General features: G+C 69.8%; 12 protein-coding genes. 4 read left to right on the forward strand and 8 right to left on the reverse strand.

The window, feature by feature from the left end:
- Positions 1-34: 34 nt before the first annotated feature.
- Positions 35-1285: an ROK family protein gene (locus ACM6LU_RS00325; RefSeq protein ID WP_414935547.1), complete on the reverse strand. Its 1251-nt coding sequence runs from the start codon at positions 1283-1285 to the stop codon at positions 35-37.
- 357 nt (positions 1286-1642) lie between these two features.
- Here ACM6LU_RS00325 and ACM6LU_RS00330 point away from each other — a divergent pair, with 357 nt between their 5' ends.
- Both ACM6LU_RS00330 and ACM6LU_RS00335 read left to right on the forward strand, forming a co-directional pair.
- Positions 1643-2023, forward strand: coding sequence for a hypothetical protein (locus ACM6LU_RS00330; protein WP_414935548.1), 381 nt, complete (start codon positions 1643-1645; stop codon positions 2021-2023).
- A complete protein-coding gene (locus ACM6LU_RS00335; RefSeq protein WP_414935549.1) occupies positions 1999-2364 on the forward strand; it encodes a DUF222 domain-containing protein in 366 nt (121 codons plus the stop codon). Before ACM6LU_RS00330 ends, ACM6LU_RS00335 begins: the two co-directional genes overlap by 25 nt.
- Here the strand turns inward: ACM6LU_RS00335 and ACM6LU_RS00340 are convergent.
- The 6 genes from ACM6LU_RS00340 to ACM6LU_RS00365 all read right to left on the reverse strand — a co-directional run bounded on the left by ACM6LU_RS00340 (position 2262) and on the right by ACM6LU_RS00365 (position 10841).
- Positions 2262-3431, reverse strand: a complete 1170-nt coding sequence (locus ACM6LU_RS00340) for a DUF2786 domain-containing protein (RefSeq protein WP_414935550.1) — start codon at positions 3429-3431, stop codon at positions 2262-2264. The genes ACM6LU_RS00335 and ACM6LU_RS00340 overlap by 103 nt on opposite strands.
- Positions 3432-3625: 194 nt before the next feature.
- Positions 3626-4639, reverse strand: a complete 1014-nt coding sequence (gene nudC / locus ACM6LU_RS00345; RefSeq protein WP_414935551.1) for an NAD(+) diphosphatase — start codon at positions 4637-4639, stop codon at positions 3626-3628.
- Complete coding sequence (locus ACM6LU_RS00350) at positions 4639-6015, reverse strand: M16 family metallopeptidase (protein WP_414935552.1); 1377 nt, start codon at positions 6013-6015, stop codon at positions 4639-4641. Before ACM6LU_RS00350 ends, nudC begins: the two co-directional genes overlap by 1 nt.
- Positions 6012-7325 carry a M16 family metallopeptidase gene (locus tag ACM6LU_RS00355; RefSeq protein WP_414935553.1) on the reverse strand — a complete coding sequence of 438 codons (1314 nt, stop codon included), beginning with the start codon at positions 7323-7325 and terminating at the stop codon, positions 6012-6014. The genes ACM6LU_RS00350 and ACM6LU_RS00355 overlap by 4 nt, the downstream gene beginning before the upstream one ends.
- Before the next feature lie 134 nt (positions 7326-7459).
- Positions 7460-9067, reverse strand: a complete 1608-nt coding sequence (locus ACM6LU_RS00360) for a DUF2207 family protein (RefSeq protein WP_414935554.1) — start codon at positions 9065-9067, stop codon at positions 7460-7462.
- Positions 9068-9071: 4 nt separating this feature from the next.
- Entirely contained in the window at positions 9072-10841 is a 1770-nt protein-coding gene (locus ACM6LU_RS00365) for a DUF2207 family protein (protein ID WP_414935555.1), read from the reverse strand.
- A 228-nt stretch (positions 10842-11069) separates the two neighbouring features.
- Here ACM6LU_RS00365 and ACM6LU_RS00370 point away from each other — a divergent pair, with 228 nt between their 5' ends.
- Entirely contained in the window at positions 11070-12359 is a 1290-nt protein-coding gene (locus ACM6LU_RS00370; RefSeq protein WP_414937038.1) for a neutral zinc metallopeptidase, read from the forward strand.
- A 147-nt stretch (positions 12360-12506) separates the two neighbouring features.
- Here ACM6LU_RS00370 and ACM6LU_RS00375 read toward each other — a convergent pair whose 3' ends face one another.
- On the reverse strand, positions 12507-13412 hold the full coding sequence (locus ACM6LU_RS00375) for an RDD family protein (protein WP_414935556.1): 906 nt from the start codon (positions 13410-13412) through the stop codon (positions 12507-12509).
- Between the two features lie 61 nt (positions 13413-13473).
- On the opposite strand from ACM6LU_RS00375, the gene ACM6LU_RS00380 reads away from it, so the two are divergent.
- On the forward strand, positions 13474-14481 hold the full coding sequence (locus ACM6LU_RS00380) for a stage II sporulation protein M (protein WP_414935557.1): 1008 nt from the start codon (positions 13474-13476) through the stop codon (positions 14479-14481).
- Positions 14482-14673: the final 192 nt, after the last annotated feature.

Genomic DNA, 14673 nt, shown 5'->3' on the forward strand with positions numbered 1-14673 from the left:
GGAAACCTGGGTCGTGGAACTCATGACCCTCCTCCTAGTTGGTTGGGGCGGGAGACGGTGGTTCTGTTCGTGAATCCGGGATCGCCACGATCGGATGGGGCTCTCCCGCCCCGGACCTGCGGGGCCCGAGGAGTGCAGGGGTGTTGACGCCGAAGACGTCCCTGCGGACGGTGGCGAGGGCGGATTGAAGAGCGCCCTCGCGCACCGCGTTGCCCTGCACCGACGCGACCCCGACGGGGGTGCGGGGCAGGACCAGTTCGTGCAGCCTCTTCGCGACCAGCGCGGCGAATTCGTCGCCACCGGCGCGGCTGGTGTCACCCGACAGCAGCACGAGTTCGGGGTCGACGACCGCGATCAGGTTGGCCGCGCCGCCCGCGACGCGGCGGGCGAGATCGTCGAGGAAACCTTCGTTGTCGTCTCGTCGCGCCTTGGCGACGGCGTCCGCGCCGGTCTCGGCCTCGATGCCGTGCGCGGCGGCCAGGGCGACGACCGCGGGCGACGCGACGATGTCGCCGAAACGATCCCCGGCGCGGGGCTTGGGGTTCGGGGTGGCGACGGAAACCGGGTCGGGCACACGCATCCAGTCGATCTCACCGCCACCGCCGGTCGCGCCGCGCAGCAACCGCCGCCCCACCACCACCGCGCCGCCGACGCCGTCGCTGAGCCAGATCATCACGAAGTCGTCCAGTCCGACGGCCTGGCCGACGGTCATTTCGACGATCGCGACGAGGTTGACGTCGTTCTCGATGGTGACCTCGACTCCGAGTTCCTGGCTGAGCCTGCTCGGCACGTCGAAGCCGAGCCAGCCGGGGATGTGCGGGGCCGACGAGAGCAGGCCGGTGCGCGGATCGAAGGCACCCTGCGCGCCGATGACGACGTGACGGAGGTCGGTGGCGGCGAGCCCGGCTTCACCGGCTACGTGGCTGAGGGCCGTGCCGAAGGTGCCGACGACGTCCGCGCCCTCGTGGACCGGCAGCGGGACCTGGTACTCCGCGAGCACCGCGCCCGTGACGTCGGCGACGACGAAATCGGCGACGTGCGGCGTGAGATCCACGGCCGCGACGTAAGCGACGCAGCCGTTGACCTGCCAGAGCTGCGCCCTCGGCCCGCGACCCCCACCGCGCACGCCCGCCTTGGTGACGATGTCGTCCTGTTCGAGGCGCGTGAGCAGCTGCGCCGTCGCTGGCTTCGACAGGCCGATCTCGACCTCGAGTTCGGAGCGCGTCAGCGGCCCCTCCCTCAGGAGGACCTCGATGGCCGCGCGATCGTTGATCTCGCGCAGCATTCGCGGACTACCGGCTCGCACTGGGGTTCGCTCCCGACTTCGTTAGGAAACTTTACAGACGGTTTCCGGGGACTGTAGTGAGCCGAACCACAGTCGTCAACGGGCCTGGGAAACGGGGAGGTAACGCTTCTTCGTCTCGCACAGCGGGTAGATGTACCGCTGCGGAGCGTGTCCACTGAGGGACAGGGGGCGGACCTGTGTCGTGAGTGGCGATCCGCGCAGGTCGTCGGCGAATTGCGAATGGGGCGTTGGGTAATCGTGTCGCTGTCACGAAATTACCCTCCAGTGTTATTCGTGCCAATTGACGATCGCACAAATTACGAACATCTGTTCGATGGTTTTAGGTAGATTGGGGGTGTGTCCGAGACCGAGGTTTCCGTGCTTCCCGAGCCGCCGCAGGAGTTGTGGCGTGCCGGGAAGCTGGAACTCGCCCATGGTGTGACCCACGCGTTGGAAGTCATGCGTGCCGCGTCTGCCGTTCTGGGCACCTATGTGGCGGAGATCGAGTCTAGTGGCGTGAACGACTTGTACGGGTATGGCAGTACCTGGTCGTGGCTGGCCGATACGGCGCGGATCTCCCGTGGTGACGCGGAAAAGATCGTCAACCGCACGCTGGTGCTGAACCCGACCCGCGCGCTGGACGGCACGGAAATCCGGCCTTCGCACCCACCACCGCGACGGCGGCTACGGAGGGCGTGCTCGGGGACGCCCAGGTGGATCAGATCGTCGCGTTCTTGAAGAAGATCCCGGTGGAGGTGTCACCGGAGAAGCGGGAGGGCGCGGAGAAGATCCTTACCGATCTCGCCCGCGAGGCCGGGCCCAGCGAAATCGCGAAGGCCGGTCACAACCTGCTCGCCCACCTGGACCCCGACGGCAACGAACCCAAAGACCCCGACCCGGCCGAGCCCCGCCGTGAACTCCAACGACCCGAATCACTCACGATCCCCGAGACCATCGGACGGGGTCAGTCGGTCCATCAAGCATCGACGGCTTGGCGTTCGATATCGATGTCCGCGCGGTCCGCGGCCGCCCGGCCCGCTTCCCAGCCGGCTCCGTTGCTGACCGTCGCGGAGCGCTGAACAGTGTGGCTGAACATCTTTTGGAAGGTCTCCTCGACCACCAGCGACCGGGCGGCCAGCACCGGGAGCAACCGCTTGTCTTCGACCGGGTCGTGTGCGCGTGAACTCGCCTCTTCGAGCCGCTCCCCGATACGAACGGCGTAGGACACCAGGAAGGACTGCCGGAACGACCGGGTCCGCGAGGTTCCGGACCGCGTGATCTGGCTGCCTTCGGCGACCATCGCGCGGGTGGCCTGTACCAGCAGCGAGGTGGTCAGCAATTCGGTGATCTCCAGGTCCATCGCCTCGCCGACCAAGGCGACGAATCCCAGTTTGGAGTAGAAGACCGATTTACTGCGGTTCGCCCTCGCGATCGCGGCGACCAGATGCGATTTGGCCTCGACATACGGCGTGTCCAGCCAGACCCTGACCGACGCCGCCGTCTGCTTCCGGTTCGCGTCGGCGTCGAGCAGGGCACGCTCGAAGGCGTACCGGTTCATCAACTCCTGCGCCTTGGCCGAAAAGGCCTCGGCTTCTTCGGGGTACTCCGTCGATTCCGCCTTGGCCAGCAGACCACGGACCTTGGCGAGCACCTTGTGGTCGACCCCGTTCGCCGAGGCGGACACTCGCGCCGAGGCCGAACCCGGCGGCGGCAGGATCTGCGGCAACTCGGGCAGCTTCAGCAGCGAAGCAAGCACCTTGACCGTGGCCCACAACGCCTCGGCGAGGTCGGCGCCGTGCCGATCGGCCCAGTGCAGCAGATGGGGCCGATCGCGCTCCCACCAGATTTCGCCGCCGAGATCGTGGACCTGTCCAGCCCACCGATCGTCCACAGTGGATGGAGCGTATTTCGCCAGATCGACGGCGATACAGTCCACCAGCAGAGCGACCACCGGCGCGCTTTCGTCCCGGCGGATGAACTCCCAGACGTCGGCGGGCGTCCAGCCCACCTTCCACGCCCTGCCGAGCAGCTCTGCCACCGCGATCCCGGCACCGCTGGCCACCGCCCTGGGCTCGGCCACCGGATCGGCTCCGGCGAGATCCGCCACCACGCGTTCGGGGAAATCGCCGGCACCCCCCCGGCCCATGGTCGGCTTGGTGGTCGAACGCGGCCTGTGTCAGCCCCTCGGCGATCATCTCCACGGTGAGCCGCCGCGGCGGGGGCACAGTGTATTCGTCGAACTCGCCGTCGTGCTTGGGCGCCGTGGGACCGCGCGCCGCCCGAGCGCGTTTCTTCGCCGCGCGCTTCTGACGGTTGTTCTTGCCCACTGAAACTCCTCGCTTATACCCCGGCCCAGGCCGCCAGCATGACGCGCGCGATCGACGAGTTCCCCGGCAGCACCAGCTGCCGCGCACCACCGGCGATCGGGGTCGGCACGGCGCCCGCGTTCCGCGACCGACTGTTCTCGAAAGCGGCCCGCACCTCCCCGCGCGAGACCCAGAACGCCTCCTCGATCTCGCCCTCCGCGGGCACGATCGTCGAAGAGATGTCGGCCCGCGCGGTGAAACCGAGCATGATCGACCGCGGGAACGGCCACGGCTGGCTGCCGAGATAACGCACATCGCGCACGTCGACACCGACCTCTTCGCGGATCTCCCGCTCGACACAGCCTTCGAGCGACTCCCCCGCCTCGACGAATCCGGCGAGGATCGAGTACCGGTTTTCCGGCCAGATCGGCTGCCGGGCCAGCAGGACGTGTTCGCCGTTGACACCGGCGACGTCGTGCACCAGGCAGATCACGGCGGGGTCGGTGCGCGGGTACTCCTCCCGGCCGCAGCCGGTGCACATGCTCGCCCAGCCCAGCTGGACCAGCTCGGTCGGGCTCCCGCAGCGCGTGCAGAACTTCGCCTGGTGCCGCCAGTTCCGCAGCCCCTGCGCGGTGGTGAACAGCCCGGCCGACGCGTCGTCGAGCAGGTCACCGTAGCCGCGCAGGTCGACCCAGATCTCGCCTTCGTGGCGCGGAACCGCTTCGACGACACCCCAGCTTCCCGCCATCTCGACGGTCTCGGTCTCCCCCGCGGGGCGGCCGGGCAGCGACCAGAAGTCGGTGCCCCGCCACTCCCCCAGGAAGACCGCGTCGGCGGGCGGCTCGGCGCCGAAGTCCTGCGTCTTGCGGGTCGCGAGCGTGCCGGAACCCTCCACCACCGGGGTCCGCGCGTGCTCGTCGAGCAGTACGACGTGCGCGTCCGGCCAACGCTCGGCGAGCCTGTCCGGGTTGGTGCGCAAGGATTCCTGACGGTCCGCCGTGGAGCGCGAAAGCGTCGGGAGCGCCCCCAACCCGAACGGTGTCTCCATCAGGCCGGCTCCCCGACGGTCACGTCTCCCAGCGCCTCCAGCTTCGGCGCGAGGACGTCGGCGTCACCGACGACGACCCCGGTGAACCGCTTGGGCGCGAAGAACTCCAGCGCGGCATCCGCCACTTCTTCGGCGGTGACCGCGGCGAGCCGCGCCGGGTGCTCGGCGAGCCATTCGACGCCCAGCCCGGTCGCGGCGAGCGCGGCCAGCTGCGCGGCGAGGCCGCCCTGCGACGACGCCGCCGTGACCAGCGAACCGATCGCGTACTGCCGGACCGACTCGACCTCGTCGGCGGTCGGCGGCACGAGACCGAGCCTCGCCAGCTCGTACCGCGTCTCCATGAGGGCGGCCGCGGTCGCGTCGGTCGCGGTGTCCGCGTCGACGTTCACCACCGCGGTCTGGTCGGTGAACTCGAATCCCGAGTGCGCGCTGTAGGTGTAACCCTTGTCCTCACGGATGTTTTCGACCAGTCGCGACGAGAAGTACCCGCCGTACGCGAGGTTCGCCAGCTGCAGCGCGGCGTAGCGCGGGTCCGTCCGCGACACGGTCTGCGCGGACAGCCGGATCTGCGACTGCACGGCACCGGCCCGCGGCACCAGCAGGACGTTGCCGCCGGCGAGGTCGGGCAGTGCGGGCAGGCGGACGGCGGACCGGTCCGAAGCCCAGCCACCGAGCGCCTTCTCCAGGTCACCGATGACGGCCCGCGGGTCGATGTCGCCGACGAGCACCAGCACGGATCCCCTCGGCAGCACCGAAGCCTGGTGCAGTGCGCGAACCTGTTCCGGCGTCACGACGGCGACGTCTTCGGCCCGCGGGACTTCCCGCACCGCGGGGTGATTGCCGTAGCGGTGCTTCTGCAGCGCCTCGCGGGCGATCGTCCTCGGCTGCGTACGGGAGACCGCGATCCGCTCGATCAGCCGCTCACGTTCCCGCTCGACCTCGACGCCGTTGTACGACGCGCCGGTGAGCGCGTCGGCGAGGACGTCGAGCATCGTCGGCAGACCGTCGGCCAGCGAGGTGCCGGTGATGGCCAGCCGCTCCGGGTCGACACCGGACGCGATGTCGCCACCGATCAGGGCCAGGTCCGCGTCGATCTCGATACGGTCGCGGCGGGCGGTGCCGGTCAGCAGGGTCTCGGCCAGCACTTCGGCGGTCGCCGGGTGCAGCGCGTCGTCGCCGGCGAACGGGATCCACATCCGCAGCTCGACCAGCGGCACGGTGGCCTTGCGGACGGCGAGCACCCGCAGTCCGTTGCTCAGCGTGGTGTCCACCTGGGACAGCTCGGCGGCGGCGCGCTGCGTCCCCAGCGGCGGGACCGGACGCGGCCCGACGGCCGTGCGGCCGATCTCTTCGGCGGTGCGGTGCGGTGCGCTCACTGCTCGGTACCTTCCTGGTCTGAAGATCCACTGGCTCCACTGCCCGGGCGGACGACGAGTACGGCGCGCGAATCCGGCCGCAGCGCCTTCGCCGCCGCCGAAACGGCCTCCCCGGTGACCGCCGAGATCTTCTCGGCGAGCCGGTACACCAGCGACGCGTCGCCGTACAGCAGTTCGAACGAGCCGAGGGCGAGCGTCCGGGACACCAGCTTGTCGTGCTCGGAGTGCAGGCTCGCGGCCCAGCGCGCGGTGACCTTCTTGATCTCCTGGTCTCCCGGCGGCGTGGCCGCCAGCTTCTCCAGTTCCTCGTCCAGCGCCGCGAGGACCTGGTCGGTGCGCACGTCCGGCGGGTGGATCGCGGTGATGGTGAAGGTGTCCGGGTCGCGGGCCTCGAACGGGCCGAACAGCCCGGCACCGGCGCCGATGTCGACGACCAGCGGCTCGCGGTGCACCAGGCGCTGTTGCAGCCGGGAACCGTCGCCGTCGGTCAGCACGCCGGCGAGCACGAGGTTCGCCAGGTAGCCGTCGAGGTCGTTGATCGGGTCCGGCATCCGGTAGCCGACGCCGACCGCTGGCAGCGGGGCGTGCGGGTCCACCTGCTCGCCGCGCAGCTCACCATCGGGTGCGGGCTCGGCGAACGAGGGACGCTCGGGCGCGGGCCGGTGCGGCACGTCACTGAAGTGCTTCTCGATCAGCTCGCGGGCCTGTTCGACGGTGAAGTCGCCGGCGACGGTCAGCACCGCGTTCGCGGGCGAGTAGTAGGTGTCGAAGAAGGCCGCGCAGTCGTCAAGGGTGGCCTGCTCGAGATCCTCGAAACCGCCGTAACCGTTGTGCGCGTTGGGGAACGTGGAGTACAGCACCGGCGGGAGGGTGATCCACGGGAACCCGCCGTACGGCCGGTTCAGCACGTTGAGGCGGATCTCCTCCTTCACCACGTCGATCTGGTTGGCCAGGTTCTCCTGCGTCAGTTTCGGCGCCCGCATCCTGTCCGCTTCGAGGAACAGGGCACGCTCGAGCGCCGCGGCGGGGAGGACCTCGAAGTAGTCCGTGTAGTCCGGATGGGTGGAGCCGTTGAAGCTGCCACCACTCGACTGGACGTGCCGGAAGTGCGCGAGCTTCTCCAGGCTCTCGCTCCCTTGGAACATCAAATGCTCGAAGAGGTGCGCGAAACCGGTGCGCCCTTCGGGCTCGGAACGGAAGCCCACGTCGTAGTGGACGCTGACACCCACCACCGGAGCGGTCGCGTCGGGCGCGAGCACCACGCGCAGACCGTTGTCGAGGGTGAATCGGACAAGCTCGGGATCGGCCATGCGCACCACCCTACGGGCTAAAGCGTGTCTCCCGAACTGAGGTTGGCAGGTTGGGTGAGGACACGCGCGCGCGTTTCTTGTCGGCCGGAGGCCTCGGTTTGCGGAGGTGGGCCGCTGATATGGCTGAGTGGGTGCTAGTACTCCAGGCGACGACCCTGGCGGGTCGCGGCGAAGGTTCCCACTAGCGCGGCCGTGAAGTCGCTCACCCGCGCGAGGCCGTCCTCTTCGGCGCCTTCCTTTCCGTACCAGTAGATCTTGGGCGGACCCTTCAGTCCGGCGAAACCGGCGACCCACTGTTCTTGTTCGCCGAGAGCGAGCGCGTAGGGCAGCGCCCGCGAAAGCAGCACCTCGCGTTCGAGCTTCGGGACGGCCGCCGGCTTGGTCGACAGCAGCGCGGCACGGACGCCGAGCAGCCGCCGGTGCAGCGCGACGCCGGCACCGGTGCGCACCGGCAGCCACCGGGCGGCGACGGTGAGTACCGCGCCCGCCGCGACGACGATCAGCCCGAATTGCGCGTAGCCGACGGTGAGCGCCAGCAGGACGGTGAGGAACAAACCGTAAAAGCAGATACGCGGGCCGACGCGGACGAGCCTGCCGGGCAGGCGCGAATACCAGCCGCGCTCGACAACGCTGTCGCGCACCTTGCCGCGCACCGCCTCGATCCCGATCCGGGCGGACTGGATCTCCGACAGCAGCACCGACTCGCGTTCGTCCGGCAGCAGTGCGTCGAACACGGCTCGTTCGAAAGTGGTGAGCTGCTCGTCCGGCGGGTTGCGGCGGACGAGCAGCCAGCCGGTCAGCTCGCCGGGCTCCTCACTCACCCACAGGTAGTTCCGGACCACGAGGTCGACGGCTGTCGCGGCGAGATCGACGGCGTCGGCGTGCCCCGAAAGGACCATTCCGACCTGTCCCGGAAGCACACCGTCAGGTGACGCGAACGCCGCCTTGTCATCCTTACCGGTGAGCAGCCGGACCGGGAGTGCGTCGCCCGGGTGCTTGTCCCGCCTTCGGAGCAAGCCCAGCGCCACGGCGGCCGCGACCAGCGCGAGCGCGAAGCCGCCCCAGGCCCAGCCGACCGGAGCGGTGAGCACGAACGCGCCGGCGAACGTCTTCGACGGCTCCAGCCGGGCGTTCGCCGGGACGGTGCCGTCGGGCAACTCGACCGAGATCTCCATCCGCTGTCCGGTCGCGAGGTTCTGCTGGCTGAACCGGGTCAACCCGGAATGCGCGATCTGAGCGACCCCGCAGTGCGCGCGCGAACCCTCGGGACCGGCGTGACAGGTGACCGCGTTCGGGATGGCCGGTGCCGCGAAGCTCGCGCGCACGAGTTCGAGGCGGGTGTCCCAGCCGCCCGCGATCCGCCAGCCGACCCGCGTCAGGCCGTCGGCTTCGGCGACCGCGCCGTCCACCGTGTACCGGACGATCGAGGTGCCGCCCTTGAGCCGGATGACGAATTCGTCTTCGGTCAGCTCGGAGTTGCCCGCGCCTTCGATGACGACGTCACGGACGCCGATGATCCGGTCGCGATCGCTTGGCGCGGCCGTCCGCAGCGGAATGCGACGGGTCATCGTCGCCTCACTCGGCACGGACACCGCCTCGACGACCGAGAGGGCACCGTCGCGTTCCAGCTTGAGCGAGATCTCCGCGCTGTTGGGGAGCGTCGGTAGCGGAGCCTCACCCTGGGCTCCCGCCGGTGCCGCGCCCAGCACCAGCAGGAGGACCACCACGAGCACGGGGAACATCACGTCAGGCGGGGACCGGCTCAGGGCGGATCGAGCGCAGGTGCCCGGATTCGGCGAGCAGACCGTCCAAAGCGGACAGGAACGACGGCAGGTGCGCGGCGAACCGGCGCAGATCCCGATCGCCTTCGAGCCCGCCGAACCAGTACAGTCCGGCCGAACCGTCCGCCGACGGGTCGAGCGCTTCGAACGTCCGGAGCCAGTGTTCGGTGTCGCCGAGGACGATGGCGTACGGCAGCGACCGGGAGAACACCATTTCCCGGTCCGCCGGAGGAATCTCGGCGACCTTGACCGTGTGCAGGTACTCGAGCAGCCCGCGTACCTGGCCGACCAGGCGCCTGCCGCGCGAAGTCCGCGGCGGCACCCAGGAGGCGCCCAGCAGCACGGCGACCCCGGCGAGCGCGACCGCGACACCGAGCAGCGCGTGCCCGGCGGTGAACGTCAGGACCGCGGTGCCCACGAGTCCGAGCGCGACCAGGCCGATGCCCGCCAAGGTGAGCTTGCTCTTGCCCTTGTCGGGGCGACGCGAGAACCAGCCCTTGCGCACGACGTCGGCGTACATCGCCTCGCCCGCCACTCGGAGATCGACGGAGCCGCGGCCGCGCAGTTCCGACAGCAGCACGGAATCGGTGCCCTCGGGAAGGATCGCGGTGCAGATCTCGCGCTCGAAGGCGACGAGGTGCTCGTCCGGCGCGTTACGGCGGGCGATCTGCCAGTCGACGGTGCCCGCGCCGCGGACCTCGGCGATCCACAGGTAGTTGCGGACCGCGAGGTCGACCACCGTGCCGCTGACGTCCACGACGTCGACCGTCTCGTCGACGACCGTGCCGACCTGGCCGGGCAGGACGCCGTCGGGAGAGGCGAAGGAGACGCGACCACCGTCGCGCATGAGGACGTCGACCGGACCGGTGCCCGCCGTGAGCGCGCCCTTGTCGCGACGGCGCGACAACCAGACGGCCAGCGCGCCGAGAAGAAGGAACAGTGCCAGTGCGCCGAAACCGATCCCGGTGAGCGTGGTGAGGGCGAACGCACCGCCGACCGAGGCGATCCGCTCGAACCGCGCGTTCGCCGGGACGGTGCCCGCCGGGAGCTGGACGGCGAGGTCGACCCGCTCACCCGCCGCGAGCTTGTCCTGCTCGATGCGGACGACGCCGCTGTGGTCGGTCTCCGCGAGCGAACACTGCCTGTCCGAACCGAGCGGCCCGGCGAAACAGTCCACGGTGGGCATTTCGCGCGTCGGCGCGCTGAACGAAGCGGACACCCTGGACAGTTCGCCGCTCCAGCCGCTCGCGACCTGCCAGCGCACTTGCTGCGCGCCGTTGACGTCGGCGACCGCTCCGTCCACTTTGTACTTGAGGGTGGACGCGCCGCCGTCGAAGGTGGCGACCAGCTGCTCGCCGTTCGACTCGGTCTTGCCCGCGCCCTCGACGGAGACGTCACGGACCCCGTAGACGCGGTCCTGCTCCTCACCGGCGGGAACCTTCAACGGAAGCCTGCGTACCAGATGCTGTCCACCCGGGACGGTCACCTGCTCGGTGATCGACACCGAGCCGTCGCGTTCCACCTTCACCGCGACGTTCGCGGACGCGCCGGTCGGCGGCTGGAGCAGGCCGAGCTGGCCGCGCGCGCCGATCGGTGGCGGCTTCGGCAATTGTGGCGCGTTCGTCAGCGAAGGGCCCGCTTCGGGCGCCTCCGGAACGTTCGAATCCGTCGGCGGGGCCATCAAGGCCGTACTCGCCGCGACGGCCGCGACCGCCGCCCCCCATTTCGTCAACACAGCCACACACTCTAGGGCAGCCGATCTATGCTGACCGCCGAAACGCCGAATCCGCTACCTGGGTGAACGGCGTTGCCGACCGCATGGGGGATCCACTCGATGAACCAGCAGCCGCCCGGCCCGCCTGATCCGCGGCGCCGGCCGACTCCGCCACCGCGACCGCCGCAGGGCGGCCGTCCGCTCCCACCACCGGGCACGCGGCCACTGCCGCCGCGCGGTGGTCCGCCGATGCCACCGCCGAACCGGCCGGTCCACGGTGGACGCCCGGTTCCCGGCCGTCCACCGGTCTCACGGCCGACCCCGATGCCGGCCCCGCCGCCGCCGTTCCGGCCGGGTCCGCCGAGCGGCGGGATGCCGCTGCCCCCGCCGGGCGCGGCTCCGCTGCCGCCGCCGCGGATCGGCGCGCCGGTCCCGTTCCAGCCCGCCGCCGTCGGGCCGCCGCAGCTTCCCTACGGCCCGCGTTTCGCTCAGCCCGCGTTCACGCCCTACGGGGGATATCACGCCAAGAAGTCGAACGGCGGTGTCATCGCGGCCGTCGCGATCGTGGCCGTGATGGCGGTGATGGGCGGGCTGATCATGGTGATCGCCATCGCGAACAGCGGCTCGCGGCACGTCGCGGACGCCGGATACTCGAGCTATTCGACGAACCCGACGACGTCCTCTTCGGACTACACGACGACGACAACCTCCAGTGAGACGTCGACGACCGCCACTCGCTCGCGCGATTCGACCGCATCGCGCGAGACGTCGACCGGCTCGACCCGTGGGACCTCGGCGAGCCGGGCACCGTCCGGTCCGCAACCGCAGCACAAGCTGGCGGACAACCCGCTGTGGCTCAGTTCCAACGTCGGCCTGCCGAACCAGGCGTGCAACCTCTCGCGCTGGGCGAGCAACCCGAACGCGTCTTCGGCGTTCTTCGAAAGCGCGCGGCCCTGCCTGGACAGTGTTTGGCAGCAGGTCATGAGCTACACGAAACTGCCGTTCCGGGTCCCGACCGTGAAGTACCCGTCCGGCAAGAACTGGTCGAGCCCGTGCGGTGACGCCAGCGGCGGCACGGTGGCGGCGTTCTACTGCTCGCAGAACGAGACGCTGTACATGCCGTACGAAGGCCTTCAGCCCAACCAGTACGGCAACCGGCCCGGGGTCTACCTCGCGGTCTTCGCCCATGAGTACGCGCACCACGTCCAGGCGCTTTCCGGTATCTCGAAGGCCTATTGGGACGCACGGTACGAAGCGGGCACCGACTCGGCGGCGGGCCTGGAGATGTCGCGGCGGAACGAACTTTCGGCGCAATGTCTGTCCGGGACTTTCCTGGGCTCGACGGTGGGCCGCGGCGGCTCGGTCGATCAGGCGATGTACCGGGACGCGTGGGGGTCGCAGGACCGCGGCGACCACAACGGCGGTCCGCGCGACCACGGCTCCGACGCGCACGCGATCTCGTGGTGGCAGCACGGTGCGCAGAAGAACCGGATAGCGCAGTGCAACACGTGGGCGGCGAAGGCCTCGGACGTCTCCTGAAACCGCAACTAGAGGACTAATTGCCTTGCGGGGGGGGCGCCCCGACCTGAAGTCCGTGAAGGACTCCTTGAGGGACTCTGGGTCCCTCAAGGAGTCCTTCACGGACCTGCGATTCGCCCCTGCACCATTAATTGCGGCGGTCGCTGGTCAGCCTGGTGGCGCGAAGGGGTTCTCCGCCAGCGGTTCCGCCGGGGTCTCCGGCGCCGGCTGCGTCACCGGAACCGGTGCGGTCACCGGCGCGACCGGCTGCGCGTATTGCGGCGGGTACCGAGGCTGCGGCGGCGGCGCGTACTGGGGCCGCAGCTTCACCTGATCCCGCCGCCGTCGCTCGGCCAGCACCGCCGACAGGTACGCCCAGGACGGCACCCCGGGCGGCATCGGTGCCCCGATCGCCGCCGCGACCTGCTGCGCGAGCCCGTACCCGAGGGCTTCGACCGCTTCGGGGCGAAGCTCGCTCGTGCGGCTCAAATACTGACGGACGGCGAGGGCGAGGTCGTTCGGCAGCCGGGTCAGGTCCAGCTGCGAAGCCCAGTACGCCAGCTGCGGCGGCATCCCGACGTAAGGAGTCCGGGAGGCGGGCATGCGTTCCCGGATCACCAGGGTTCCGGCGAGGTAGTCGCCGACGCGGCGGCCGTTGGTGGACAGCAGCGACGTGACCACCGCCACGACACCGAGCAGGCCCAGCGCCCAGAAGTCGATGAAGAACCCCGCGAGCCCGCGGACCAGCGCGTGCCGGAACCGGACCGGTCCGCCGTCGGTGCGGACCACGCGCAGGCCGAGCGCCATTTTCCCGAGCGTCCGGCCCCGGCTCAGCGTCTCGAAGATCACCGGGTAGCCGACCATGATCAGCACGAGGGTCACCAGGAACAGGGTCAGCGCCAGCGCTTCGTCACCGAACGCGGCGATCTGGCTCAGTATCAGCATCGCGACGAACAGCGTGATCAGCTGGAGAGCGACGTCGAGCATCATGGCGAGCCCGCGGCTGGCCAGTTTCGCCGCGCGCACGTCCAGGACGACGGCCTCGCCGGTGACGAGTTCGGACTCTTGTTCCACCTGGCAAGCGTAGTGACGAATAGGCTGGGCCACCAAGGACGATCGCCGGGAGGGCTCCGAGTTGGACGTGGACGTGTTCGTCGCCGCGCACCAAGCCGAATGGAATCGGCTGCGTGACCTCGTCGGCCGCGCCGGGAAACTCAGCGGCCCGGACGCCGACGAGCTGGTGACGCTGTACCAGCGTGTCGCGACGCACCTTTCGATCATCCGCTCGGTCGCGCCCGACCCCGTGCTCGTCGCGCAGCTGTCCGGCCTGGTCGCGAAGGCCCGGTCGGCCGTCACCGGTTCGCACAGCCCCGCCTGGCGCGAGGTCGGCCTGTTCTTCACCAGGCGGTTCCCCGCGGCGCTGTACCTGAGCAGGCGCTGGTGGCTGACGTCGGCGGCGGCGTCGATCGCGGTGATGGCGATCGCGGCGGTGTGGATCGCCGGTGACCCGCAGGTGCTCGCGTCGCTGGCCTCGCCGGAGGAATTCAAGGACCTGACGGCGCCGGGCGGGAAGTACGAGACGTACTACTCGTCCGACCCCGCGGGTTCCTTCGCCGCGCGCGTCTGGACCAACAACGCGTGGGTGGCGGCGACCTGCCTGTTCCTCGGCGTGGTGCTGGGTGTCCCGGTGATCTACGCGCTCTGGGCGAACTCGCTGAACCTCGCGATCGGCGCGGCGCTGATGTCGTCGGCGGGGCGGCTCGACGTGTTCTTCGGCCTGATCCTGCCGCACGGCCTGCTGGAGCTGACCGCGGTGTTCGTCGCGGCCGGGACCGGGCTGAAGCTCGGCTGGACGGTCATCGACCCTGGCCGCCGCTCCCGGACGGCGGCGCTCGGCGAACAGGGCCGATCGGTCGTGGTGATGGCGCTGGGGCTGACCGTGGTGCTGCTGATCTCCGGCGTCATCGAGGGTTTCGTGACGCCGTCGGGCCTGCCGACCTGGGCGCGGATCGGGATCGGCGTAGTCGCCGAAGTCGCCTTCTTGCTCTACGTGTTCGTAGTCGGGCGTAAGGCCGCGAAGGCGGGCGAAGTGGGCGACGTGGACTGGCGGTACGCCGGAGATGCTCGTCCAGAAGCGGGCTGACCTGCGAAAAGAGAGCAAGGGACCTTTGCTATCGCCTCCGTGGGAAGGGCCGGGCTGTGTGGAAATAGGGACGTCGAGTGTCTCTATTTCCACACAGCTCAGCCCTTCCCGCGCCTGATTCGAGGCCGCTTGACCTGCGGAGAGGAGGCAAGGGTTCCTCCTGGTGATCGAGTCAGCAGGAGGTCGGAACCG

This window comes from Amycolatopsis sp. cmx-11-51 (assembly GCF_047608665.1).
GTDB lineage: Bacteria > Actinomycetota > Actinomycetes > Mycobacteriales > Pseudonocardiaceae > Amycolatopsis.

Excerpts from the sequence above, each read along its gene's own strand:
- ACM6LU_RS00340 (WP_414935550.1), bottom strand. The coding sequence starts at position 3,431 with ATGGGCCGGGGGGGTGCCGGCGATTTCCCCGAACGCGTGGTGGCGGAT.
- ACM6LU_RS00325 (WP_414935547.1), bottom strand. The coding sequence starts at position 1,285 with ATGCTGCGCGAGATCAACGATCGCGCGGCCATCGAGGTCCTCCTGAGG.
- ACM6LU_RS00355 (WP_414935553.1), bottom strand. The coding sequence starts at position 7,325 with ATGGCCGATCCCGAGCTTGTCCGATTCACCCTCGACAACGGTCTGCGC.
- ACM6LU_RS00370 (WP_414937038.1), top strand. The coding sequence starts at position 11,070 with ATGCCACCGCCGAACCGGCCGGTCCACGGTGGACGCCCGGTTCCCGGC.
- ACM6LU_RS00360 (WP_414935554.1), bottom strand. The coding sequence starts at position 9,067 with ATGTTCCCCGTGCTCGTGGTGGTCCTCCTGCTGGTGCTGGGCGCGGCA.
- nudC (WP_414935551.1), bottom strand. The coding sequence starts at position 4,639 with ATGGAGACACCGTTCGGGTTGGGGGCGCTCCCGACGCTTTCGCGCTCC.